At 63.0% G+C, this 22,627-nt stretch carries 24 protein-coding genes; 7 read left to right on the top strand and 17 right to left on the bottom strand.

Annotated features, from left to right (window positions below):
- The coding region (locus P9M14_00800; protein ID MDP8254263.1) for an integrase core domain-containing protein at positions 1 to 165 on the top strand (165 nt) is incomplete at its 5' end.
- 127 nt (positions 166 to 292) lie between these two features.
- On the opposite strand, the gene P9M14_00795 is transcribed toward P9M14_00800, so the two are convergent.
- Complete coding sequence (locus tag P9M14_00795; GenBank protein MDP8254262.1) at positions 293 to 1,720, bottom strand: hypothetical protein; 1,428 nt, start codon at positions 1,718 to 1,720, stop codon at positions 293 to 295.
- A 212-nt stretch (positions 1,721 to 1,932) separates the two neighbouring features.
- Positions 1,933 to 2,670, bottom strand: coding sequence for a glycosyltransferase family 2 protein (locus P9M14_00790; GenBank protein ID MDP8254261.1), 738 nt, complete (start codon positions 2,668 to 2,670; stop codon positions 1,933 to 1,935).
- Positions 2,671 to 2,728: 58 nt separating this feature from the next.
- On the opposite strand from P9M14_00790, the gene P9M14_00785 reads away from it, so the two are divergent.
- Positions 2,729 to 4,978, top strand: a complete 2,250-nt coding sequence (locus P9M14_00785) for an SUMF1/EgtB/PvdO family nonheme iron enzyme (protein ID MDP8254260.1) — start codon at positions 2,729 to 2,731, stop codon at positions 4,976 to 4,978.
- 58 nt (positions 4,979 to 5,036) lie between these two features.
- Here the strand turns inward: P9M14_00785 and P9M14_00780 are convergent, their stop codons facing one another.
- The 13 genes from P9M14_00780 to P9M14_00720 form a co-directional block, all read right to left on the bottom strand.
- A complete protein-coding gene (locus tag P9M14_00780) occupies positions 5,037 to 5,510 on the bottom strand; it encodes a DNA-binding protein (GenBank protein ID MDP8254259.1) in 474 nt (157 codons plus the stop codon).
- Positions 5,511 to 5,520: 10 nt separating this feature from the next.
- The gene (locus tag P9M14_00775) at positions 5,521 to 7,446 is read right to left on the bottom strand and encodes a glycosyltransferase (protein ID MDP8254258.1); all 1,926 of its coding nucleotides are present in this window, start codon (positions 7,444 to 7,446) and stop codon (positions 5,521 to 5,523) included.
- Positions 7,443 to 8,696, bottom strand: a complete 1,254-nt coding sequence (locus tag P9M14_00770) for a hemolysin family protein (protein MDP8254257.1) — start codon at positions 8,694 to 8,696, stop codon at positions 7,443 to 7,445. Before P9M14_00770 ends, P9M14_00775 begins: the two co-directional genes overlap by 4 nt.
- Positions 8,693 to 9,976: a hemolysin family protein gene (locus P9M14_00765; protein ID MDP8254256.1), complete on the bottom strand. Its 1,284-nt coding sequence runs from the start codon at positions 9,974 to 9,976 to the stop codon at positions 8,693 to 8,695. Before P9M14_00765 ends, P9M14_00770 begins: the two co-directional genes overlap by 4 nt.
- On the bottom strand, positions 9,976 to 10,983 hold the full coding sequence (gene thiL / locus P9M14_00760; protein MDP8254255.1) for a thiamine-phosphate kinase: 1,008 nt from the start codon (positions 10,981 to 10,983) through the stop codon (positions 9,976 to 9,978). Before thiL ends, P9M14_00765 begins: the two co-directional genes overlap by 1 nt.
- Positions 10,984 to 11,099: 116 nt before the next feature.
- Entirely contained in the window at positions 11,100 to 11,246 is a 147-nt protein-coding gene (locus P9M14_00755; GenBank protein MDP8254254.1) for a hypothetical protein, read from the bottom strand.
- A gap of 79 nt (positions 11,247 to 11,325) precedes the next feature.
- Positions 11,326 to 12,291, bottom strand: coding sequence for a glycerophosphodiester phosphodiesterase family protein (locus tag P9M14_00750; GenBank protein ID MDP8254253.1), 966 nt, complete (start codon positions 12,289 to 12,291; stop codon positions 11,326 to 11,328).
- Positions 12,292 to 12,364: 73 nt separating this feature from the next.
- Positions 12,365 to 12,856, bottom strand: coding sequence for a GNAT family N-acetyltransferase (locus P9M14_00745; GenBank protein ID MDP8254252.1), 492 nt, complete (start codon positions 12,854 to 12,856; stop codon positions 12,365 to 12,367).
- Between the two features lie 2 nt (positions 12,857 to 12,858).
- Positions 12,859 to 13,626 (bottom strand): glutamine amidotransferase, encoded by a 768-nt coding sequence (locus P9M14_00740; GenBank protein ID MDP8254251.1) that lies wholly within the window; start codon positions 13,624 to 13,626, stop codon positions 12,859 to 12,861.
- A gap of 10 nt (positions 13,627 to 13,636) precedes the next feature.
- Positions 13,637 to 14,359 (bottom strand): glycosyltransferase family 2 protein, encoded by a 723-nt coding sequence (locus P9M14_00735; protein MDP8254250.1) that lies wholly within the window; start codon positions 14,357 to 14,359, stop codon positions 13,637 to 13,639.
- 79 nt (positions 14,360 to 14,438) lie between these two features.
- Positions 14,439 to 15,452, bottom strand: a complete 1,014-nt coding sequence (locus P9M14_00730; protein MDP8254249.1) for a Gfo/Idh/MocA family oxidoreductase — start codon at positions 15,450 to 15,452, stop codon at positions 14,439 to 14,441.
- Positions 15,446 to 15,742 carry a hypothetical protein gene (locus P9M14_00725; protein ID MDP8254248.1) on the bottom strand — a complete coding sequence of 99 codons (297 nt, stop codon included), beginning with the start codon at positions 15,740 to 15,742 and terminating at the stop codon, positions 15,446 to 15,448. Before P9M14_00725 ends, P9M14_00730 begins: the two co-directional genes overlap by 7 nt.
- A complete protein-coding gene (locus P9M14_00720) occupies positions 15,739 to 16,797 on the bottom strand; it encodes a Gfo/Idh/MocA family oxidoreductase (GenBank protein MDP8254247.1) in 1,059 nt (352 codons plus the stop codon). Before P9M14_00720 ends, P9M14_00725 begins: the two co-directional genes overlap by 4 nt.
- Positions 16,798 to 16,894: 97 nt before the next feature.
- On the opposite strand from P9M14_00720, the gene P9M14_00715 reads away from it, so the two are divergent.
- From P9M14_00715 to P9M14_00700, 4 genes are read left to right on the top strand one after another with little or no spacing between them, the layout of a single operon-like run.
- Positions 16,895 to 17,689: an SDR family oxidoreductase gene (locus tag P9M14_00715; GenBank protein MDP8254246.1), complete on the top strand. Its 795-nt coding sequence runs from the start codon at positions 16,895 to 16,897 to the stop codon at positions 17,687 to 17,689.
- A gap of 35 nt (positions 17,690 to 17,724) precedes the next feature.
- Entirely contained in the window at positions 17,725 to 17,949 is a 225-nt protein-coding gene (locus tag P9M14_00710; GenBank protein MDP8254245.1) for a hypothetical protein, read from the top strand.
- A gap of 54 nt (positions 17,950 to 18,003) precedes the next feature.
- A complete protein-coding gene (locus P9M14_00705; protein MDP8254244.1) occupies positions 18,004 to 18,873 on the top strand; it encodes a hypothetical protein in 870 nt (289 codons plus the stop codon).
- 8 nt (positions 18,874 to 18,881) lie between these two features.
- Complete coding sequence (locus tag P9M14_00700) at positions 18,882 to 19,043, top strand: hypothetical protein (protein ID MDP8254243.1); 162 nt, start codon at positions 18,882 to 18,884, stop codon at positions 19,041 to 19,043.
- 7 nt (positions 19,044 to 19,050) lie between these two features.
- On the opposite strand, the gene P9M14_00695 is transcribed toward P9M14_00700, so the two are convergent.
- Positions 19,051 to 19,311, bottom strand: coding sequence for a hypothetical protein (locus P9M14_00695; GenBank protein ID MDP8254242.1), 261 nt, complete (start codon positions 19,309 to 19,311; stop codon positions 19,051 to 19,053).
- 207 nt (positions 19,312 to 19,518) lie between these two features.
- On the opposite strand from P9M14_00695, the gene P9M14_00690 reads away from it, so the two are divergent.
- A complete protein-coding gene (locus tag P9M14_00690) occupies positions 19,519 to 21,108 on the top strand; it encodes a hypothetical protein (protein ID MDP8254241.1) in 1,590 nt (529 codons plus the stop codon).
- 335 nt (positions 21,109 to 21,443) lie between these two features.
- Here P9M14_00690 and P9M14_00685 read toward each other — a convergent pair.
- A partial coding sequence (locus P9M14_00685) for an alkaline phosphatase family protein (GenBank protein MDP8254240.1) occupies positions 21,444 to 22,627 on the bottom strand: 1,184 nt, incomplete at its 5' end.

Below are 22,627 nucleotides of genomic sequence, written 5' to 3'. Positions count from 1 at the left end.
GCTCAGGTGCTGTTGAAACGGTGGCGGCGGGAGTACAACACCTTCCGTCCGCACAGCTCGCTGGGGTATCGGCCACCTGCGCCGGAGGCGATTCTGCCCTTGGCTGCGGGATCCGGGGATCCGCCCCTCAGTCCCCAGCAAGCAAGTGCCGGTCTCTCACATTAGGTGGTACCGTTTTCGGGGGCAGGTCAACCAGAATGTTGCCCTTGGACTGGGAGGCGCAACGCAGGAAATTCAAGATTCATGTAAATCTATAGTTTTATAAATCGTCTTTTTAAGTGAAATTAGTTCATTAACAAATTTCAATCACGTGGCCATCCGGTAATTCCTGCTTAAAACACTCCATGCATTTCATATATCTATTCTCCATAGCTTGCCCGTAGTGTTCAACAAGAGTATGGCACACAATCCACATAGACGATTCTACGGATCGTCTGTGAAATATCTCGCGCCATTCATCTTGAGCCACTATTGGATTCAAAACCGGCTTGAGTAACTTCTCTCCTTGTAGAACTACTACTACGTTTCGTGCATTCCTTAGAATCGCCGTACGAAAGTCGACAAAGGGGGTGGCGTCAGCGCTTAGTCCGAAATTTGGATCGATAGAATTTGCAGCTAAAAATGCAATATCAATAGTTATATTCATTTCTCCCATCAAGTATTGTCTTGCAACTTCCGCCGTATCTTTTCCACCGACAGCTAAGGTTCGACTATCAAGTTCGCCTGGAAGGATATGCACAGGGTAATGAAGGATATCCTTCATCTTTGATATGATGGCGATATTATTTGTTACTATTGGAATTTGTAAACCACTATTTATAAGTTCATCTGCAATCACATATGTCACCGAACCGGAGTCCAACAATATGCCTTTTGTTGAATCCGAAATAAATTTTTCAACCACACATTTGGCAATTTTCTGCTTGGCAGGAAGATTAACGAACAGACGGGTATCGTACATGTCGGCATATTTGTCTAGTTTTTCTTTACAATTAGTATTGTCATATAGGCACTGAATGCTTTTTGATGTAATTTTTGCCGCGATACCTGAAAAAAAGGAAAGGGCTTTGTCGAGAATCAAGTGCAGTTTGTTTCTGTTAAATGTGATATATTCAGTAATAATTGGAATAATGCCAAGATCTTGTATTGTATCTTCCACAAAAGCAATAACCGGAATATTAGCGGCATACGACATTCCAACCTCTTGATTAATCCAAGCGCTTGTTACATGATTTGAAATAGTTGAAGGAGTAATTATCGCTACTGTGCAATCTGCGTCCTTGATAGTTTCAAGGACCTTTTGCGCCAGTGGTTTTGACTCAACATGATCAGCTAGTATCGGCAGAACATTAGATGATTTGGCAATTATCTTGAAATAGTTTATTATTTCTTTGCTGTCGTTATCGAAGCGGCAACTAAAAAAGGCTTTTGGCGGCATTATAGACCCCTTTCTCGTAATAAAGAGTTCCATGCTAATCGTCGCGGGAGTCGAACTCTCCGAAAAACTGTCTTTATAACTACTTGATTTATAAGCACTCTCATCTTTAGGACGAGGTGGGGGTAGTCCAAAAGATTCAGAGAAAGAGACGGAGAAAGGGCTATTGGGGGGGGCAAAATGGGTGCTTGGGGGCGCAACCGCGTCCATAAGATTGCGCGAGCCGGCAGCCGTCCCAACCCTGGAAAAACCGTTGACTTCAAGCGCTTGTACGTGGCGTTGCAAAAGACCCTCGTGCTAATCCGAAAGACAGAGAGAACCGGTTCAAAAAAGAAAACTGGTGGAGGAAACCGGAGTCGAACCCCCGTCCGAGTGTTTCTTGTGTTTCAATGAACCATATTAATAATTGATATTTTGAGCTGCAAATGTCAAGAAAAAAGATGCGCATGGATGGCTATTCGTCCCCCAGGGTCGGGGTTTTGTGCATCTCTCGCGTGCTATTTGGGCTCGAAGAGTTTGGCGCGGTGGATTTTGGTGCGGGCCAGGGCGAACTGCAGGGCCGTGTACAGAGTAAGCAGGCCGTAGGTTGCGCTGCGTTTGAAGTTGATCGAGCTCGAGTCGTCGTAGTAGCGCACGGGCACCGGGATCTCGGCGATTTTGAATCCGAGAAAGGCCGTCTGCATCAGGAACTGCGAGTCGAAGATGAAGTCGTCGGAGTTGCGCTCCCAGGGGACCGTTTCGAGCACCTTGCGCGAGTAGGCGCGGTAGCCGGTGTGCCACTCGGAGAGGTTCTGTCCGGTGAGCACGTTCTCGGCCAGGGTCAGGAAGCGGTTGGAGAGGTACTTCCACCAGGGCATGCCGCCGGCCATGGTCTCGCCGCGCGTGCGGATGCGCGTGCCGAGCATCACGTCGAAGTAGCCGCGGGCGATCAGGTCGACTAGGTGCGGGGCCAGTGCGCTGTCGTACTGGTAGTCGGGGTGGATCATCACCACCACCTCGGCCCCGAGCTTGAGCGCCTCGCGGTAGCAGGTCTTCTGGTTGGCGCCGTAGCCGCGGTTGCGTTCGTGCACGAACACGGTCAGGCCCAGATCGCGCGCCAGCTCCGCCGTGCGGTCGGTGCTGGCATCGTCCACCAGGATCACGTGTTCGGCCAATCCCTCGGGTATGTCGGCCAGGGTTTTCTGCAGGGTCTTCTCGGCGTTGTACGCCGGCATCACGATCACGGTCCGCGCCATCTTTATCCTCTGCTCATTTCGAGCATCGTTGTTTGTCAGTCTGTATAATGCCCGTTCAATGGATAGTTCGGCAATCGCAGATTTGAAACGGCCGGGGCGCGCCGGATGGCTGCTGGTGCTGCTCGCGGCGCTGCTGCTCGGCGGTCCCGCGCTGTGGCTGCCCCTGGGACGCGATCAGGGGATCGGGCTGTACATCGCCGATGTGTTGCTTCACGGCGGTGCGCCCTACTCCGACGCGTGGGAAATCCGACCGCCGGGCGTGTTCTACGTCTACGCCTCGTGGATCGCGCTGCTGGGAAAAGGCGGCCTGGCCCTGCGGCTGGGCGATCTGTTGTGGCAGGCGGCCACCGGCCTGGCGCTGTTCGGCCTGGGACGTCGGCTGTTCAACACGCGGGTCGGCACCTGGTCCGGCGTGCTGTACCTGGCGGCCTACTACCTGGGAAACAATTTTTGGAACCTGGGCAACACCGACTCGCTGGCCGCCCTGCCCTCGGCGTTGGCGTTGATCGCGCTGCTGCCCAAGTCGCGCGGGCCGCGCTGGTCGTGGGATCTGCTCGCCGGGCTGCTGATGGCCGCGGTGTTTCTGGTCCGCTTCACCCAAGGATTGATCTACCTTCCGGTGCTGGCGCTGATTTTCGGCCAAGGCTTGCGGCTGCGGCCCTACGGGTTGTTCGCGCGGGTCGGCAGGACCGCGGTGCTCAGCGTGGGGTTCTGCGTCGGGTTGGCCGCGTTCGCAATGCATCTCGTGGCATTGGGAGCGTGGGACGACTTCTTCTACACGCTGTTCGTGTTCGCGCCCAAGTACGCGGTGCTGACCTACCAGGGGCAACTCGCCGAGTTCCTGCGCTTCGCCTTGGGGCAGCATTGCCGATTCGTGTTGGACCAGGCGCTGATTGCCGTGCCCGGGCTAATCGCCGCGGCCTGGTTGTTGCTGCGCGATCGTCGCGCGCACGGGCTGGCACTTTGCGCCTGGCTCGTGGCCACCGTGCTGGGCATGGACGTGATGGGCAAGTTCTACGCCTACCATTGGCTGCCGTTATTAGCGCCGCTGGCAATGCTCGCGGCCGTGTTCGTGGACCGGGTCATGGTCGCCTTTACCACGCGCCGCCTGGTCTGGGCACTGGCGGGCGCGGCCATACTTGTGGTCTGCGCGCTGAGCTTTGTCGGGCGTTACGGAGGCGAGTACGTCACGCGCATATCCGAGGCGCGAGGGCTGGCCACCGGTACGCTGAGCCAACGCGAGCACTTGGCGCGCTTTGACAGCATCGAGCATGGCGGCGATTTCTCGGCCACGGCCAACTACCTGGGGGCTGAATTTCTGCGGCAGCACACAGCGCCGGGAGAGCCGATCTACATCTGGGGCTTTGAGACGCTGATCTACTATCTGGCCGATCGGCCTGCGCCCACGCGCTTCTGCTCGAACTACCCGATCGTCGCCTCGTGGCATCGTCAGGACTGGTACGAGGAGCTGCTGCGCGATCTGCGAGCCGCGCGGCCCAAATACGTGCTGCTGGTCAGCGGCGATTCCATGCCCTGGATCAACGGCCATGCCATGGATTCGCTGACCGCGTTGCGCCGCGATTTCCCCGAGCTGCGCCAATGGATCGAGGGCAACTACGAGGTGCAGACCACCATCGAAAACATCCACTTCTGCCGCCGCATTCAGGCCGCGCCGCAGCCCGAACCCGCAACGGTCGGGAACCTCGTCTGCCCCGAGGGCATGGCGCTGCTTTCCGCGGCTGCAATCAGCGTGGGCCACGAGCATCAGCCCAAGTCGTGGGAGCGCGAGCCACAACGAATCGAGGTGCCGACCTTTTGCATGGACATCTACGAATATCCCAATCACAAGGGGGTCGAGCCGCGCAACTACGTCAACTGGCACGAGGCGGGCGAGCTGTGCGCGCAGCAGGGAAAACGGCTGTGTACCGAGGACGAGTGGGACCGCGCTTGCTCGGGCGTGGAGGGCCGTGAGTACTGTTACGGCGACCGGCTCGAGTCCAGCCGCTGCAACTGGGGCGGTGGCGACGGCCAGTCCGGTCCGCGGCGTCCCAGCGGCTCGTTCCCCGAATGCGTCACGCCCGAGGGGATCTTCGATCTCAACGGCAATCTCTCGGAGTGGACCTCGACGCCGTTTGATCAGGAGGGGTATCGCCGGATGTACATTTTGCGCGGCGGCACCTCGTGGTGGTCGGATTGGTACGGCCAGGACTGCACCAGCCGTCACCGGCACTTCCCCGAGGAAGGCACCTACTCCGACGACGGCCTGCGCTGCTGCGCCGACCCGGCACAACGCGCCGAGGGCGACTGATAATTATTTAGCGCGGATGAATTGTGCGCCGCAGTAGAAGCCCCATGAATAATCCGGGCTAGAGTTTGCGCTCGACCCGATCCCAGAGCGTCAGGCCGGTGGGCCCGTGCATCCCGCGATGCAGCAACACGTCGTCCATCGCCTGGATCTCGAACTCCAGCGCGTAGACCGTGCCGGCCACCACGTGGCCGCCGATGAAGTGCACCGTGCCGCTGAGCAGCTCGTCCTCGTCGGTATACGAGGCGACGATGTGCGCGTGCAGCACCAGCTCTTCGTCTCGAAGGGTCAGGTTGCCGGTGAGGTTGAGCACCTCGACCGCTGCTTCGCGTTTGATCGGATAGGTGTAGCGCCGCTTGTCCTGGTGATACTCCGAGACTTCGAGCCGGCTCAACGCGCCGATAGCCGTAACCGTGCCGGCGGTCACATTGTGGAGCTTGGCCTGCTGGATAATCCCGGCCCGCAGATCGTCCCCGGTTTCGAGCCGCCCGATGATCCTTCTGCAACTTGTGGATTCGATGCTGATCCCCGACATTGCTCCCTCCTTAAACCGCCGTCTTGCGTAACGTTAAACGAAAGCCGGTGCTTTGGTCCGGGTTGGACAGCGCGCGCGCGCGTTTCCATTGTACACCCTTGCGGTAGAGCGGGATGCTCAATACTCCGATCAGGTCGATCAGCCGCGCCCAGGGAGTGTCGAGCACCACCGGCTCGACGCGCAGCACCTCGAATCCCGCCCGCTCGCAGACTGCGCGCAGCTCGCGTTCAGCGTACTCAATGCGATGCGTCGGGTCGGCCAGCGGACTCAAGCCTGCGCGCGCCAATGCGCGCTTCCACGCGGTGCGCGAGTTGGGCGCCGAGAGCAACAACAGACCGCGCTCGCGCAGCACCCGCCGCGCCTCGGCCAGGAACTCGTCGCGTCCGTCGAGGTGTTCGATCACGTCCAGGGCCAGCACGCAATCAAACGCGTCGGAACGAAACGGCAGCGGCAATTCGAGGTCGGCCCGCAAATAGTCCGCCTCCCCGGCCTGACGTGCCGCCAGCAGCGCCGCTTGCTCGCGCTCGATGCCGACCACGGCCCGCGCCACCCGCGCCGCGCGCCGCGCGTGTCCACCGCGATCGCACCCCAGGTCGAGCACCAGCAAGTCCGCCTTGAGATGCTCGAGGTACCAGTGGTGGTCGGCCGACTCGGGCAGCAGATGCTTGGGATGCCCGGCCTCAAACCCGCCGGGACGCAGGCGCATGCCCGGTCGCACGGCTCGTCCGGCCAGGGCCGAGAGCTTGGCGATCAGCCGCGTGAACAGCCGTGCGCAAATTCCGGCGCGACCTACTGCCTCACTCTGGGCCGCCGTTTCGAGCTGTCCGCTGATCTGCTGCATGGTCGACTCGATGTCAAAGAGTGCGGCCAAGGCGGCCAGGCCCAGGGCGTATGCCCCGCGCCCGCGTTCGAGCACTTCGCCCATGGCCCGCGCCAGGTCCGCCGGATCCTCGGGCCGCGCCACCTCGCCCGCCGAGTATTGCCTGACCAGCGCGCCCATGTCGCCCACGTCCGTGACCACCAGCGGCGTTCCGCGTTGTGCCGCGTCGGAGAGCACCACCGGAATGCTCTCGATGCGCGAGGGGATCACCAGCGCGTCGACCTGATCGAGGTGCGCGGCAAAGCGCTGGGCCCCGATGAATCCGCCGACCTCCACACATCCGTCGAGGTCCGGCCGTGCGGCCCGAGCCGTTAGCGACGATTGCAGCTCGCCTTGGCCAAAAACGCTCAGCCGCATGTCGGGTAGCTCGCGATGCAGAAGCTGGGTCGCCTCAAGCAACACGTCCGGCCCCTTGTTGGGGTGATAGCGCCCCACGAACAGCAGCTGTTTTTTACTTTGGTCGAGATTCGGCAAATCGTCGGGATCGGGCAGTCGACGCGAGCTGGGCGCGAAAGCGCACTTGCGTCCGGCCACGGCCTCGACCCGCTGCGCCAGCTCCAGGCCGTCGGCATAGAGCGCGGTCGCGTCGCGCAGCACCCGTCGCAGGGTCGGCCCCACAAGCCGCGAGTGCTCGTAGCGCCAGATGTCGGAACCCAACGCCCAGACCGCATAGGGCACGCCCAGGGGCAGGCAGGCCGATCGTGCGATCAGCCCGCCGGGAATCGCCCAGAACGCCAGCACCGCGTCGCAGCCGCGCTGCTCGATATGTCGCCGCAGAGCGCGCGCGCCCAACGTCAACAACGAGGCGGCCTTGAACGGGCCTGCCGGACTGTTGAGCCGCACCGAGGTCAGGCTGGTCTCAGTGCCCAGCCAGGGATACTCGACCAGCTCGATCCCCGGGTCGGGCACGCTGGGGCCGGATTTGCGATGGGTGACCACGCTCACCCGGTGTCCGGCGTCGCGCGCGGCCAGTGCGCAGTCGCGCACGAACACCCCGGCGTTGATCGAGTCCTCGGGCGTACGCGGATAGGAGGAGGCGACTAGGCAGAGCCTCAACTTGCGCCTCCGTCCTGATCGCCTTGCAGCCGCAGTTGGATCTGCAACAGCGCGCGGCCCGTGGCGCGGCGCACGGTCAGCTCGAGCGCGCCGACCGACAGCTGTTCGCCCTGGCGCGCAATGCGTCCCATCCGGGCCAGCATCAATCCGGCCAGGGTTTGATAGTCGCCCTCGGGCAGTCCCAGATCGAGATCCTCGTTGAGCCGCGAGATCTCGGCGCGGCCGCTGATCAGGTAGACGCCCGGGGACTGTTCGATCCAGGGCTGTTCGAGCCGGTCGTGTTCGTCCTCGATCTCACCGACGATCTCCTCGATCAGATCCTCGGAGGTGACGATGCCGTCGGCCGCGCCGTACTCGTCGACCACAATTGCCATCGATTGGCCCGTGCGCTGCATCTGCCGCAGCAGCCGCTCGGCGCTCATGGTCTGAGGCACGAAAGTCGCCGGACGCGCCAGGTCTATCAACGGCTCGTCGGGCGAACGTCCCAACAGATCGAAGCTGTGCAGGATGCCCAACACCTCGTCCACACGCTCGCCGCATATCGGATAGCGCGAGAAGCCCTTTTGCGCAATCAGCTCCAGCGCTCGATCCACGGTCCAGTCGCCGCGCACCACAGCCACGTCGACCAGCGGCTTGCTTACGTCCTGGCAGGTCAGGTTCGGAAACTCGATCATCCGGCGGATCATCTTGCTCTCGTCGGCCAGTTCCTCAACCTTGTGCTGCTGGCGGGCCAGCAGCCGCAGCTCGTTGCGGCTAAGGAAGCGCGCCCCGTTCTCCGCCCGTCCGCCGACCAGCCGCGCGACTCCGCCGCCAACCAACACCGCCAGCATCACCACCGGCGCAAGCAGCAGTCCACAGATCGTCAGCGGAAAAACAATCAGCGGCGCCAGCTGGTCCGACCAGTGCTGGAACAGGCTTTTGGGGATGAACTCGCCGATCAGCAGCGTCAAGGGCATGGTGCACAGCACAGCCAGCCACTCGACGTTGGTCGAGAGCAGGTCCGCTAAAAACAACGTGATCGTGATCGAGGCCGTGACCGTTGCAATGTTGGTCCCGACCAGCGTGGTGCCGAACAACCACTGCGGGCGGTCGATAAAGCGCAGTGCCAGCACTGCACCGCGCGTTCCCTGGGACGCCATCCGTTGCAGCCGAATGCGGTCGGCATTGACTAAGGCGATCTCGCTGCCCGAGAAAAACGCCTCGCTCACCAGACAGACGAACACGATCAGCGCAGTCAGCGACAGACTCACGGCTGCTGCTCCGTCTCGGGTTCGACGGGCTGTTCGTCCTGCTCGGCACAGCCGCCGGACTCGACCTTGAGCCGGATGATCCGCGTGCCCTTGACCGCCGTAACCCAGATCGTCAAACCCTCGACGTCGATCCGCTCGCCCTCGTCGGGCAGATGCCCGACCAGGCTCAGCGCCCAGCCGCCGACCGTGTCGAACTGCTCGCAGCTCACTTCCAGACCGGTTTGCTCGGAGAAATCGTCGAGCGGCATGCCCGCGTCGACCAGCCAGCAGCCGGGACCGACCTGGGTCAGCGGGCTGGGCTCGCGTTCGTCGAACTCGTCGGGAATCTTGCCGAACAGCTCCTCGAGCACGTCGTCGAGGGTCACGATCCCGGCCGTGCCGCCGAACTCGTCGACCACCACCGCCATGTGGCTGCGCTCGTCGCGGAAGCGCAACAGCAGATCATCGGCGCGTTTGAGCTCGGGCACGAACAGCGGCACCTGCGCCAGGTCGGCGACTCTGACGTCGGGCGGCGCGCTCAGCAGGTCGCGGGCAAAGAGGATCCCCTCCACGTGGTCGGCATCCTCGCGCACCACCGGGACGCGCGAGTACTTGCCCTCGCGCACCAGCGGCAGCGCCGCGGCAGCCGTGGTCTCCAGCGGCAGCGTGAACATGTCGGTGCGCGGGGTCATGATCTCGCCCACGCGCAAATTTTCCAGGTCGAGGATCGCGTGGATCGTGCGCGATTCGGTCTCGTCCAACTCGCCGGACTGCGCCATCTGGTCGACCATCAGCACCAGGTCGTCGCGCTGCACCGGCTCCAAAGCTTGCGAACCATCGTCGCGCACAATCGCGTCGACCAGCGCCTCGAGCACCAAACGCAACGGCTTGACCAGCCATGAAATTAAAAGCAGCGGGCGCGCCACCAGCCGCGTATAGGGCTCGGGACGGCGAAACGCCACGGTCTTGGGCACGATCTCGCCCAGCACCAGCACGGTCGCCGCGGTGATGATTACCGCCTGGTAGCCTACAAAACCAAGCATGTGGACCAGCATGTAGCCCGAGACCGCGGAGATGCTGACGTTGACGAACTCGTTGCCCATCAACAGCGTCAGCAGCAGCTTGCGCGGCCGGTCGAGCAACCGGGCCGCCGCCTCCCACGCCCCGCCGCGCTCGCGTAGGCTCGCCACGCGGATCTGCGGCAAAGAGAACAGCGCCACTTCGCCGCCGGAGAAGAACGCCGAGCAACACAGCAGCAACGCGAGCAGCACCAGGCGAAAAACGATCTGCGGATGATCCATCAGAAGTGCCGATACCCCCCGTCGGGCAGATCCAGCGGCTGTCCTTGAGCGTCGAGCAGCGTCACCCGCGGACCCTCGGGTCCGGCCTGGAGCACTCGACCCACGCAAACCGGGCGCTCGTCAAACTGCGCCGTGGCCGATTCGAGACGCTGCGCCGCGTCCGGGGATATGCAGAACGCCAGGCGAAAATCCTCGCCCCAGCCCAGTATCCGCGCCAGGCGCTGGGGTTGGTCAACAAAGGCCTGCTCGAACAGCGGCGAGCGCGGCACGAACTGCACGTCGATCTCCATCGCAACGTCCGAAGCCTGGGCCACGTGCCCCAGGTCCTGGATCAGCCCGTCGGACACGTCGATTAGGGCGTGGGCCAGTTGCCACTCGCCAAGCAGTGCGCCGAGCTCGAGCTGGGGGTGCGGCTCGCAGAAGCGCGCCTTGAGCCGCGCGGCCTCTTGCGGATCGTCGGATTGAATCTCGCCGCGCATCAGCGACAGGCCCAGGCACGCGTCGCCCAGGGTGCCGCCGACGTAGATCAGATCGCCCGGCTTTGCGCCACTGCGCCGGATCGCGCCGCCCTCCGGCGACCGGCCGAGCACGGTCACACTGATCGACAGCGCGCCACGCGTCAGATCGCCGCCCACCAGATGCGCGCCGACGATTTCGCAGCCACGCACGATACCCTGGCCCAGGGCCAAAGCCGCGCCAGCGTCGAGATCAAGGGGCACGGCCAGGCCGACGAAAATCCATTGCGGCCGCGCGCCCATGGCGCAGATGTCGCTCGCCGCGGCCAGCACGGCCCTAGCGCCCATCTGCTCGTGGCTCATCAGTTCCAGCGGCAGATGTACGTCTTGGTTCATCACGTCGACGGTGATCAACAGCTCGCCGCTTAGGCACAGCGCTGCGGCGTCGTCGCCGATGCCGATCGTTACGCCCGCGCCCGGATCCCCGGCCGCACGGCGGATCAGCTCGATCAGTTGGAATTCAGAAAAGCTGGGAGGGTCCGAATCGTTCATGGTTCTGAAGCGTCTCGCTCCTTTAACCAACAATGTAAACAATGCCCGGCACACAACTCAAGCCCCCCCGCGACGATCTGTGACGGGTTGAGCGTATTAACAGCTTTCAATTGAGGTCAGGGCTTGGTCTCGGCGGGCTTTCCGTCAGGATGAATTGGGAACGCAGGAGTGCTCTGGACACGCATTACGCGCTTGCGCGCCTTGCCCATCTTGGTCTTTTTACGCTTGCGCACGAAGCTCGTGACTTTTCTGTTGCTCGCCATCTGGCACCTCCTCCGGATCAGTCATCCCGGAGCGGCAGTTTATAGACGACTGCCACTCGATTGTCAACCGGGCAAATCCTTATCCGCAGCAGCCCGAGTCGTCGTCATCATCGTCGTCGCCAACGGGCGCGTCGTCGTCATCGCCCGCATCATCGTCATCAATGTCGTCATCGTCGTCGATGTCGTCATCGTCGTCATCGTCGTCAGCCGGAGGCCAGGGCCAGTCGTCGATGGCCGCGGCAAGCAGGTCCGGCGCGTCGGTGATGATCCCGTCCACGTCCATGCCAAACAACGCCTCCATCCGCAGCCGGTCGTCGATGGTCCAGGGGTTGACGCTGAGGTCCATCGAATGGGCCCAGGTTACTTGGTCGGCGTTGAGCGTGAGGTGAAACGGATGCACCGCGTCGAACCCCAGGTCGTGGGCCTGCTCAATGGACGGGCCGTTGTCCAGCTCGTTGAACAGCAGGCCGGTAAAATGCTCGGGATCGAGCAGCTCCATCTGACTAAGCACACCGGCGCTGAAGCAGGAGATGATCGTGCCCGCGGGCGCGTCCACATCGCCGAGCACCTGGTCCACGGCAGCGGCCAGGTCGGCCGCGGGAATCCCGCTGCACGAGCCGGATTTTATTTCAACGTTGACCAGGCCCAGGTCGCCGATCGCGTCGAACACCTCATACAACGTGGGCACGGTCACGCCGCTGCCCTCCAGCGGTGTGCCCACGGCAGCGTCGCACAGCTGGATCTGCTCAAGGGTCAGCGCATCCACACAGCCGCTGCAATCGGTTGTGCGGTCCAACGTGTCGTCGTGAATCACCACCACCTGGCCATCAAAGCTGAGGGTCACGTCGAGCTCGATCATGTCCGCGCCCTCGGCGAACGCCTGCTCGAAGCTCGGGATCGTGTTCTCGGGAAAGGGATTGCCCAGGCCGTTGGACCCGGTGCCGCGATGGCCGATGTTCAGCGGCGGACCGTCGGCCGCGGCCATCGCCGGAACGCAAAGCAACGCTGTCGCGGCCAGGAGAATCATCAATTGAATAAAACGCATCAGCGGCCTCCGGGTTAACAGTCCGCTAACTGTTGATTAACCGCGGGAGGGCGTCAAGGGGCGGAAATACTCGTCAATCGAGTTTGTTGAACATGGTGATCACGCCCGGATCAAAGCCCATGCGGCGCCAGAACTCCACGGCGCCTTGGTTGAGCGCCAGGGCGCCCAGGCGCATCTGTTGCGCGCCGAGCTGCCGCAGCCGTCGCCGGGTGGCATCGAGCAGTCGACGTCCCACGCCGAGTTGGCGAAAGTCGGGATGCACGTAGAACCAGGTGATGTAGCCGTAGACCAGCGGCGCGGCCGGCTCAATGGATTGACGCACGCGGAATTCGGAGAGGCCGACGCTTCGTTCATCGTCGACCGCCAGCAGGAAGTTGTGGCGATCGTCCTCGATCACGCGCCTGATATAGCGTTCGCCGATTCGGTGATGATTGGGCAGCAGCGGCTCCATGCGGTTCAGCGGCTCGAGCTCGCGCACCAGCGTCAGCACCATTTGCAGTACCGTATCCAGGTCGCGGCGTCTGGCCGGGACGATTTTAATGTTGGATTGCGCCTGGTCGGGCATCGTCACAGCCTGCCGGCCAGCCAGCGCACACAGCGCACCCAGAACTGCGGATTGCCCGGCCATTTGAGCATGCTGCCCGCCCAGTGCGGCGCGCAGTCGCTGGCATAGGCCAGGCTGCGGCCCTGATCGCATTGCCCGACCACCAGCAGCGGGTCGTCGCCGACTTTTGCCAGCACCCGCGCCTCGGGCTTGGCGCGAAAACGGTTGTACCCCAGATAGAGGATCTGCTCGGACCAGTCCCAGGGCAAACCGGCGATGATCGGATGCTGCATGTCGATCGGTTGCGGCTCGATCCCCTCCACGGTCTCCACGCGGTCGTCGCCGTCCTTGATCAATACCGGCAAACAGCGCTCCACCGGCGTGTCGTGCCAGCGCGCCTGTCCGCCCCAGCCGCCGAAGCTCGACCAGCCGCCGATCATCCCCAGTCCGCCGCCTTGGCGACACCAGCGCTCGAGCAGCTTGATCCGGTCGGGGCCCATCGGCACTTTGTCGCGATCCATGTAGAACAGGATCGTGTCCGCACCGATGTCCGAGAGCAGGCAGACGTCGAAGGTCGAGAGTTCCTCGATGGTGCGCGGGAAGGTCTCCAAGCTTTCGCCGGGCTTGATGTGCACCACCTCGATCGCCGGGTCCGCGGCCAGCGCGCCGATCAGAAACATCGACTCGTCCTGGTACCCGCCGGCCATATAAAAGCTCATCCCTTTGGTCACCAGGTAGTTGATGGTCTCGCCGTCCCCGGCGTAGAGCACCCTGATTGCGTCCTCGGGCATCGCCCCTCCCCTATCCCCGCGGCTGGGGCTCGTAGCCCTTGTGTCCCAGCCAGCGGTAGCGCATCAGCCGCAGCAGAGTCCGTAAATACGACGGGCCGAAGCTAAGCACCCGCGACTTGCTTTGGCCTAGGGTCCGCGGCCGGAAGTTGATCGGCAGCTCGATGATGCGATGGCCGTTGATGTGCAACACAGTTGCGATCTCCTGGATGATACTCAGGTTGCGGCCGAAGTAGCGATAGCGGGTTACGACGTCGCGCCGCAGCAGCCGGTAGCCGCTGGACGAGTCGCGCAACGGCAGCGCCAGCAAAATCGCGAACGCCCAGTTGAGCACGCGCGAGAGCACATAGCGCGACAGCGGCATCTCCCAGCTTCCGCCGGGAACGTAGCGCGCGGCGATCACCAACTCGGCCCTATCGCGCGCCTGCCACAGCCGCGGGATCAGCTGCAGTTCGTGGGAGCCGTCCGCGTCGCTGATCAGCACCCATTGGCCCCGCGCGGCATCCAGGCCGTCGAGAATCGCTCCGCTGTAGGTGGCGCGGCGCTGCTCGACAATCCGCGCCCCGGCCTGCGCGGCGTGCTCGGCCGTGTGGTCAAGGCTGCCGGCGTCCACGACCAGCACCTCGTAGCTCACGCCCAATTCGCGGCAGGCCTCAATGGCGTCGCTCACAACTCGGCCCACGCTGCCCGCTTCCTCCTTGGTTGGAATCAGCACGGACAAATCCAGGCCGCTCATACGACTATCTCACCTCTGCTCATTTTTTTGACTGATTCGAAATATCGACCATCGCCCGAACGATTGCAACCGGCGATAATCAGCTCCGACTCAGCTCTAACACCAGCTCCAGGGCCTGCACCGCCAGTCCCAGCGAGGCTCCCTGCGTCTGCTTATGGCGCTTGGATCCCAGGCTTTCGGCGAACGCGCGCACTGCCCGGTCGTAGACAGTGCTCCATTGCAGCGGCAGCTTGCCGCCGTGGGCGCAAAGCGTGGTGTGTACGTAGGTTTCCAGCGCCGGACGATCGCGCCCCATACCGCGCATGCGGTGCAGCCACAGGTAACCATCCGTGCCCGAAAGCTCCAGCTCCTCGACCATCGGCTCATCCCAGCTCTTGACGAACATCTGCGGCGCGCGCAACGCCTCGAACACGCCGTGGCCCTGCCCGCCCTCGTAGCGCCAGCTAAGCTGGCAGGATTGGGCGCCGGATGCGTCGGGCGGCTCGATCCGGGCACGCATCTGCTCGATGGACCCGATAAACAGCAGCGCCAAGGGCAGCATGTCGAACAGCTTGTCGTGCAACAGCAGCGAGCCGCGTGGCCGCTCGAAACGCGGCATACCGCCCTCCCACCAGCCGCCCTCGCCCCCGAGAATCGCGCGCATCCGCAGGGTCTGTACGTCGCCCAGCAGCTCGTCGCGCAACAGTTGGCGGGCCTTGATCAGCGGCGGATAGTGCAGCGGCGGGAACAGCAGCAGCGCCGGGATGTCGAACGACTCGCAGCGACGCACCAGGGTCTGCAAACGCCCGAGCTCCTCGGCACAAGGGTAGAGCGCGCGGCACGGTTGCTGCGCTTCCACGCAATGCTCGATCCAGTCCGACGCGGTCTGCGGCGAGAGGCAGATCTCGATCGCCGCGGCGTTTTTTTGCAGGGTCAGCGGATCCTCGTAAAGCTCGATCCCCAGCTCGTCAGCCAGGGCCCGCGCAGCCTCGGGCCGGTCCGGGTCGGCCACACCGATCAGCTCGGCGTGCTGGGATCGCACGTAGGCGCGAGCCAGTTGCTCGGCCTCGCCGCAGCAGCCGATCAATCCCACGCGCGGCCGCCGGGTCACCATTGCTCCTCGCTGCCGTAAATCAGCGCGCCACGGATCGTACAGATCGCGCGGTGCGGCCGCGCTTTATAAATCAGATCGCGCAGAATCGTCGAATACGGCTCGCCGCTGCGCAGTATCAGGGCCACCTCGTGCAGCTGATCCCCGGCCGGACCGCCGGCCACGCCGGGCAAACGCCTGGCCAGGCCGATCAATCCCAGCAGCGCGCAGTCGGGCAGGTGCAGCAGCAGCCTGGCCGCCAAATAGATCATCCGCGCCTCTGCGGTAGCAACGGCAAATCGCAGGCGGCTCATCGCACCTCCTGGAACAACACCGGGCGCTTAAGCTCTGAACTTTGGTAGGCCGCCAGACTGAAGCGCAACACCTCGCGTCCGCGCTCGCCGCACAAATGCATTGGCTTACCGCTAAGCACCGCGTCGACAAAATGCTTGGCCGAATCCGAGAAGCTGTCGAGCCAGTCGGCGCGTAGATCCTCAAACCCCACGCTGCGTCCGTCGACGAATAACCGCAGCGGCGGCTCGTCGAGCAGCTGCCCGGTCCAGCGCGTGACTTCGAGGCTGCCGCGGGTGCCCGCAACCTCGAGGTGTTCGTCAGCGGCGTAGTAGCGGCTCTTGACGTGGCAGTTGGGCATCATCGTGCAGTCGAACACGCCCTTGGCACGGCTCTGGGCATAGTCCCAGGTGATCATCGCCGGTGCGTCGATGTGCCCAAAGCTGTATTCGATCCAGGCGCTGACCTCGCGCGGCGGACCCAGTAGGTCGTAGGCCACGGAGAACTTGTGGTTGCCGTCGTCGAAGACCGTGGGGCCCTTGCCGCACTGGGCGGCGTTGAGCCGCCAGGCCCAGGACGAGAGCGGCACCTGCCAACCGCCGCCGCACGAGCCCAGCCGCAGCCGCACGCTGAGCACCTCGCCGATCTCGCCTTGTTCGATCAGCTCCTTGGCTCGCAGATAGGGCGGATAGAACACGAAGTTCTCAAAGACCTTGAGCGCCACACCGTGCTGGTTTGCCGCGGCGATCATTTGGTCGCACTGTTCGATGGAGATCGCCATCGGCTTTTGCACGCTGATCTGCTTGCCCGCGGCAGCCGCGTCGCAGACCATCTGGCAGTGCAGGTCGTGGGGAGTGAGGATCTCCACCGCGTGGACCTGCGGATCGTCGAGCAGCGCGCGATAGTCGGTGTAAGTTTTACTCGCGCCCCACTGGTCTGCGCGACGCTCCGCCGTGGCCTGGTCGATATCGCACACCGCGTAAATCTCGGCTCGCGGATGCTCCAGATAGCCCGGCGCGTGCATGTCCGCAATCCGGCCTCCGCCGATGATGCCGATCCTCAGTCGCTCTACGTCCATTGGCTTTACCGGATTACTCACGATGCGACGAAGATTAGCAGCTTTGAGCAAACCTCGAAAGATTTGTTAAACTCACAAATTATCGACAGAGGTAACCATGGACCTTGGGCTAAGCGAACGTCATGCGCTGGTATGCGCGGCGAGCAAGGGGCTGGGAGCAGCCTGTGCCGCACAACTGGCGGCCGAGGGCGCCAAGCTGACGATCTGCGCGCGCAACGTCGAGCAGCTCGAGCGCACTGCCGCGCAAATCCGCGAACAGACCGGAGTCGAGGTACTGGCCGTGCAGGCCGACCTGACCAAGGCCGATCAGCGCGAACGCCTGCTCGAGGCGGCGCGCGAGGGTCTGGGCCCGATCGAGATGCTGGTGCTCAACGGCGGCGGGCCGCCGCCGGGCACGGCGACCCAGTTCACGGCCGAGGAGTACGCCCGCGCGGCCAATCAACTGCTGACGGCCAACGCCGATCTGGCCCTGCAATGCGTGCCGCAGATGCGCGAGCGCGGCTGGGGCCGGATAGTGGCCATCACCTCGATTGCGGTCAAGCAGCCGGTTCCCAACCTGGCGCTGTCCAACGCCGGACGCGCCGGTCTGACCGGGTTTCTTAAAAGCCTGGCGGCCGAGGTCGCGGCCCAAGGGATCACGGTCAACGCGGTCTGCCCCGGCGTGTTCTTCACAGACCGCATTCGTCAGCTCGCCGCTCTTGCGCCCGACGCGCAGTACCAGGACGTGGACAATAATACGCTGGAAAGACTGGTCGGCGGCTGTCCCAGCGGACGCATGGGACGTCCGGACGAGCTGGCCGCGCTGGTGGCGTTCCTGTGCTCGACGCGCGCCTCGTACATCACCGGCGCCTCAATCAGCGTGGACGGCGGCAGCCACCGCGGGCTGCTATAGATCCAGCGGAATAATTTCAACCAACGGAGGAATCAATGGCTGACGACGTATTTATCGTTCATGAGGAGGCCCAGACAGCCGAGGTCAAGTTCTGCCCGCTGATCCAGCGCGACTGCCGACAGGACGCCTGCCAGTGGTGGACCATCGACTATCAGGAGGACAAGGGCAAATACCGCATGAACTGCGCTATCGCGCTGATCGCCAAGGGAGTGACCGAGGAGTCGCTGTCCAAGCTCAAGGGCGGCTCGTTTAAATTGTAGCCGCCCTCGATGTATAATCAGCGTATCTGAACAATCCGCTGATGGAGGTGCGTTGTGAAAAACCTCCGTGTTGCATGGTTGGCAACGCTGCTCGCGCTGTTGCTGGTGTTCGCACTGTCCTGCGAATCAGGCGGCGATGACGACGACGCGATCGACGACGACGCCACAGGCGACGACGACACGGGCGACGACGACGATCAGGCGGACGACGACACGGGCGATGACGACGACCTGCCCCCGGGCTACTGCGAGACCCTGAGCTGGCAGGAGATCAACCTGCTGGGCGAGCTGAACACCATGGGCGCCAGCGACACGGTCTACGACAACGAGGGCGGGCCCTACGGTCTGGGCGAGTACACCCAGTACTACTACGGCAAGCTGGTCAACCAGGCCTGGCCGCAGCTCGCGCTGTGCGACGCGCCCGATCCGCAGTTCTGGGTGGTCGAATACAAGCACCCCTGGAAGCTGCGCGAGAGCGCCACGCTGTTCATCGACGTGGGCAGCTTCTTCCACCTGCTCGACGACGATCCTTCGCTGACGATCTTCCGCCTGCGCGTGCGCCAGATGCTGACCACCTCCACCAACGAGGCGCCCAACGCGCTGATGCTCTGGTGCAACATCCCGGTGCTGGCAATGATCAACTACGACGGCGACAAGCAGGCGGTCAACCGCACCATCGCCGAGGAGGTTGCGGCCTACCCTGCATACCACCTGGTGGACCTGGACTGGTATTACGCCCAGGTGCTGCTGGGCAAGGTGCGTTACAACGGCGAGCCGGTCTACATCTGGCAGATCATGACCGACGTGCGCCACATCAACGAGCGCGGCCACCAGCTCGTGGCCGACGTGATGGTTCTCGAGATCAACGAGATCTTCCCCAACATCCAACTGCCGACCTCGGCCGAACTGGAGTTTCTGCCCTGAGGCGCGATATGAAAAATAATGATCGTCACGCCAAATCGATCGACCTTAAGCAGTCCGTGAAACCCGCTGGGCAGACGCACAATGACCGTGGGTTGTTCATCGATTCCGTACTTGCCGGAATTGAAGATATCGACAACGAGTTTATTGCAATAACTGAATTCGTTTCTTGAGGATCAATCATCCCCCGCCCGGATCAGGCGGGTCGCCCTGTTGGTCTTGGGAGGATTTTTCGGACTGGCGTTCCTCGATCACGTGTTTGTGCGCAGGCTCTAGCATCGATTGCAGTTCGAGCAGGGCGTTGCCCACGGCTCCGGGCGCGGCTTTGCGCTTGCGGTAGTAGACCCAGCCACGGCGCTCGGCAGCCAGCATCAGCCGATCCAGGATCAGCAGCAGCGCCCCTGCCCCCAGGATCAGCGCCGCCCACTTTGCAATAATCATCACGCCTAAAAGCCCCCCCCCAATGTTGTCGGGTATGTGAAAAAGATAACCATCTTTGGGCCCAAGGCAACCGCCCGTCGAGTTTTTATAGCTGATCCGTAAGCGCCATCGCCTGACACCCGGCAGGCCGCGGCGTTATAATCGGCACGGCCCGAGCGTCCCATGTCGCGCAACGGGCCGTTGCATCAAGCTAGGAGGTAAGTACAAATGAGATTCCGATTCCCGACTATCGCGGGGGTTCTGCTGCTCGCACTGTTGCTGGTCGCCTTCACCTACGCGGCCCCTGACGAGGCTGCGCAGACGCAGACGACCTTCTCGCCGATCACGCAGGACGCCGTGCTTCCCAACGCCCCACTGACTTGCCCGGGCATGGTGCTGGGCAGCGTTGCGCCGCAATCGTCCACCGTGTCGATCGACCCGGCGACTGTGGCCGACGCGTTGCAGCGGCTGCGCGCGGACAACCCGGACGCCAAGCGCGAGCTGATCGGCGTGAGCGTGCCCGTGCCGCAGATCGATCCCGCCACCTGGGAGCAGCTCGAGGCGGCCGACGGCGCGCGCTCGTGGCGCGTGGCGATCCGCTCCGAGGGCGCGACTTTCATCCGGCCGCACTTCAGCGGTCTGAACGCGAACCTCGCGTCGCAGGTAATGGTCTACGGCGATCCGAGCGTCGGGACCGTGCAAACGTTGGAGCAGTTCAGGACCGACGGCGCTGACCAGTTCTGGGGCCCGCTGATCCAGGGCGACGTGCTGCACATCGAGCTGGTCAACGACTTGGATACGCCGCCGCAGTTCCGGATCGACTGGATCAGCCACGGCATCGTCGAGTTCGACGCGGGCTTGGATTCGGGCGAAAAGGAATCGTGGTGCTACTTGGACCCTACATGTCACAGCGACTGGGTACCGCTCAAGAGCGCGGTGGGCCAGATGGCCTTCGAGAGCGGGGGCGGCACTTATAGCTGCACCGGTACGCTGTTGTCCGATACCGCACTTACCTATCAACCGTGGTTCATCACCGCCAATCACTGCATCTCCGGCGCGTCCGAAGCCAACTCCCTGGTCGTCACCTGGAACTACAACACATCGGTGTGCAACGGCTCGGCGCCCAATTTCTACTCGCTACCCCATTCCTCGGGCTCGGACCTGAAGTGGACCAACAGCACTTACGACATGACCCTGCTGATGCTCGACAGCTCGCCGCCCGCGGGCGCTGCCTATTTGGGTTGGAGCGCCAGCCAGGTCGGCAGCGGCTCGGCGGCCAGCGTGCTGCACCATCCGGCGGGCGCGTATTTGCGACTGTCGATCGGCAACGTGGTGGGCACCTACTCCGACTTCACCGAGGTGCACTACCGCGAAGGCTCGACCGAGGGCGGCAGCTCGGGCTCGTCCCTGCTCAGCTCTTCGGCCAAGGTGGTGGGCACGCTCTCGGCCGGGGACGCCTCGTGCAGCCACATGAGCGGCACGGACTACTACGGCAACTTCGCCGGCGCCTACTCCGCAGGCCTGAGCAGCTTTCTCAACAACGGCTCGCCCGGTGACGACGACGATGATGACATCGACGACGACGATTCGGAGGACCGCGACTGCCAGACAATGTGCGAGCGCATCGACCAATGCTCGCTTTCAGGTGACCTCGGCATCAATACCATAAGCGAGTGTCTTGATCTGTGCGAACTCTTCAGGCAGTCGGTCTACGAATGCATCATCGCCGCTGATTCCTGCTCCGAGATCGAGGACTGCGTAGGCCTGGGCAGCAGCTCAAGCTCGAGCAGCGACAGCTCGGAGTGCTGCGGGCTATAAAATCTCTGGTCGCGGAAATAATCAATCGCCCTAGAATCCGCGCCCGGGCGGCTTAGAGCCGCCACAAAACTCGCAAAGCACGCTGGTCGTTAACCAACGACCCACTCCGCGTCGAAAGACGTGGGCCGGCTTTGCCAAGGACGTTGCTCCTCCAATTTTTTAGATAAGACCACGCTGAGCGAGCCATTGCGCTTCCGGCTTAGAGCCGGCGCAAAACTCGCAAGCGGACCAAACTCGTGGCTTAACGATGATCCCCGCGACGCGGGACGGATCGGCGCTAAATAACCAGGGAAATATGCGAGCCACGCTGCGGCTCGAAGCCGCCTGGAAGCCGCCTAGACCAGATCCGCCGAGCGGTCGCGTCCCACGGTTGTGGTTTGCAGCTCGAGCCCCAGGCGCGCGGCCACGGTCATCGCAATGTCCGAGATGCGATAGTTGCGCGCAAACTCCGGGTCGCGCAGCACCTTGCCCTGAGCCACGTCCGGCCCTTGGAACGCGATTACGATCCCGGCCGTGTCGTACGACCCGTGTCCGCCGATGAACAGACTGATATCGTCCGGCGTGTACCAGGGCAGCTTGGCGCCGATGTTGGTGGCCAGCCCCTTGCGGATCGGCAGTTGCCAGCCGTTGTGCATCAGCAACGCCAGGTCCGGGTGATGCAGGGTCCCGGGGCTGTTGTTCTCGGCGAAGTACGGGTGGAACAGCTCGCCGGGCTCGGAGATCCCCGGAATGCCGTCGATGCCCTGCCGCTCGCCGACCGCGATCCAGGGGCAGATCCAGTCGTCGACGAACTCGTCCCAGATCACATGCTCTTCAAGCGCCTGCTTGCATTCGGCCGCCCGGCGTCGGCGCTGGGCCACGGTCTCGGCCTTAAAGTACAGCGCGCCCACCGAGGTGCCCGAGAGCAGCGACACGCCGCGGCCGTCAAGCTCTTGGCGATTGATCAGCCCCTTGTCGTAGAGCACTGAGAGCGGATTGCAGTTGAGCTTGGGGTCCCAGTTGGTGCGCAGCGTCTGACGGTGGGTGATGTGGCCGTGGTCCGAGTAGAGCACGATCAGTGCGTCGCGGTAGTAATCGATCTGCTCCAGGCCGCGCATCAGCTTGCCGAACTGCAGGTCCACGTCGCGCATCGCGTCGAGCACCGGCTCGCGGATCACCGCACTGTTGTAGCGGCTGACCGCCACCCTGCCGTGCAGCAGCTTACGCCGCATCTCGTACTCGGTGGGATCGACCAGCGTGCCCAGGCCGTGCTGGCTGTCGTCCATTTCCGCGAGCAGCAGCACCGCCAGGTCGGGCTTCTCGCGGCGCAGCATCTCCAGCGAGGATTGGACCATCCAACTATCGGGCGGGAACATCTCCGGGTGCGCCTGGTAGGCCTTGGAGCAGAACAGTCGCTGTAACGCTGACTCGGGATCGGTCTCGCGGTCCGGGTCCGTCGGCGGATCGTAGAAGCTCCACAGCGGCGGCGGGTCAAGGTAGGCCGGGTGATCCTCGCCCGTGAGGACCATGTCGACGCCCG

The organism is Candidatus Alcyoniella australis (genome assembly GCA_030765605.1).
GTDB classification, from domain to species: domain Bacteria; phylum Lernaellota; class Lernaellaia; order JAVCCG01; family Alcyoniellaceae; genus Alcyoniella; species Alcyoniella australis.
The sequence above is the reverse complement of the archived record's forward strand: the minus strand, read 5'-3'. Positions and strand labels throughout refer to the sequence as shown.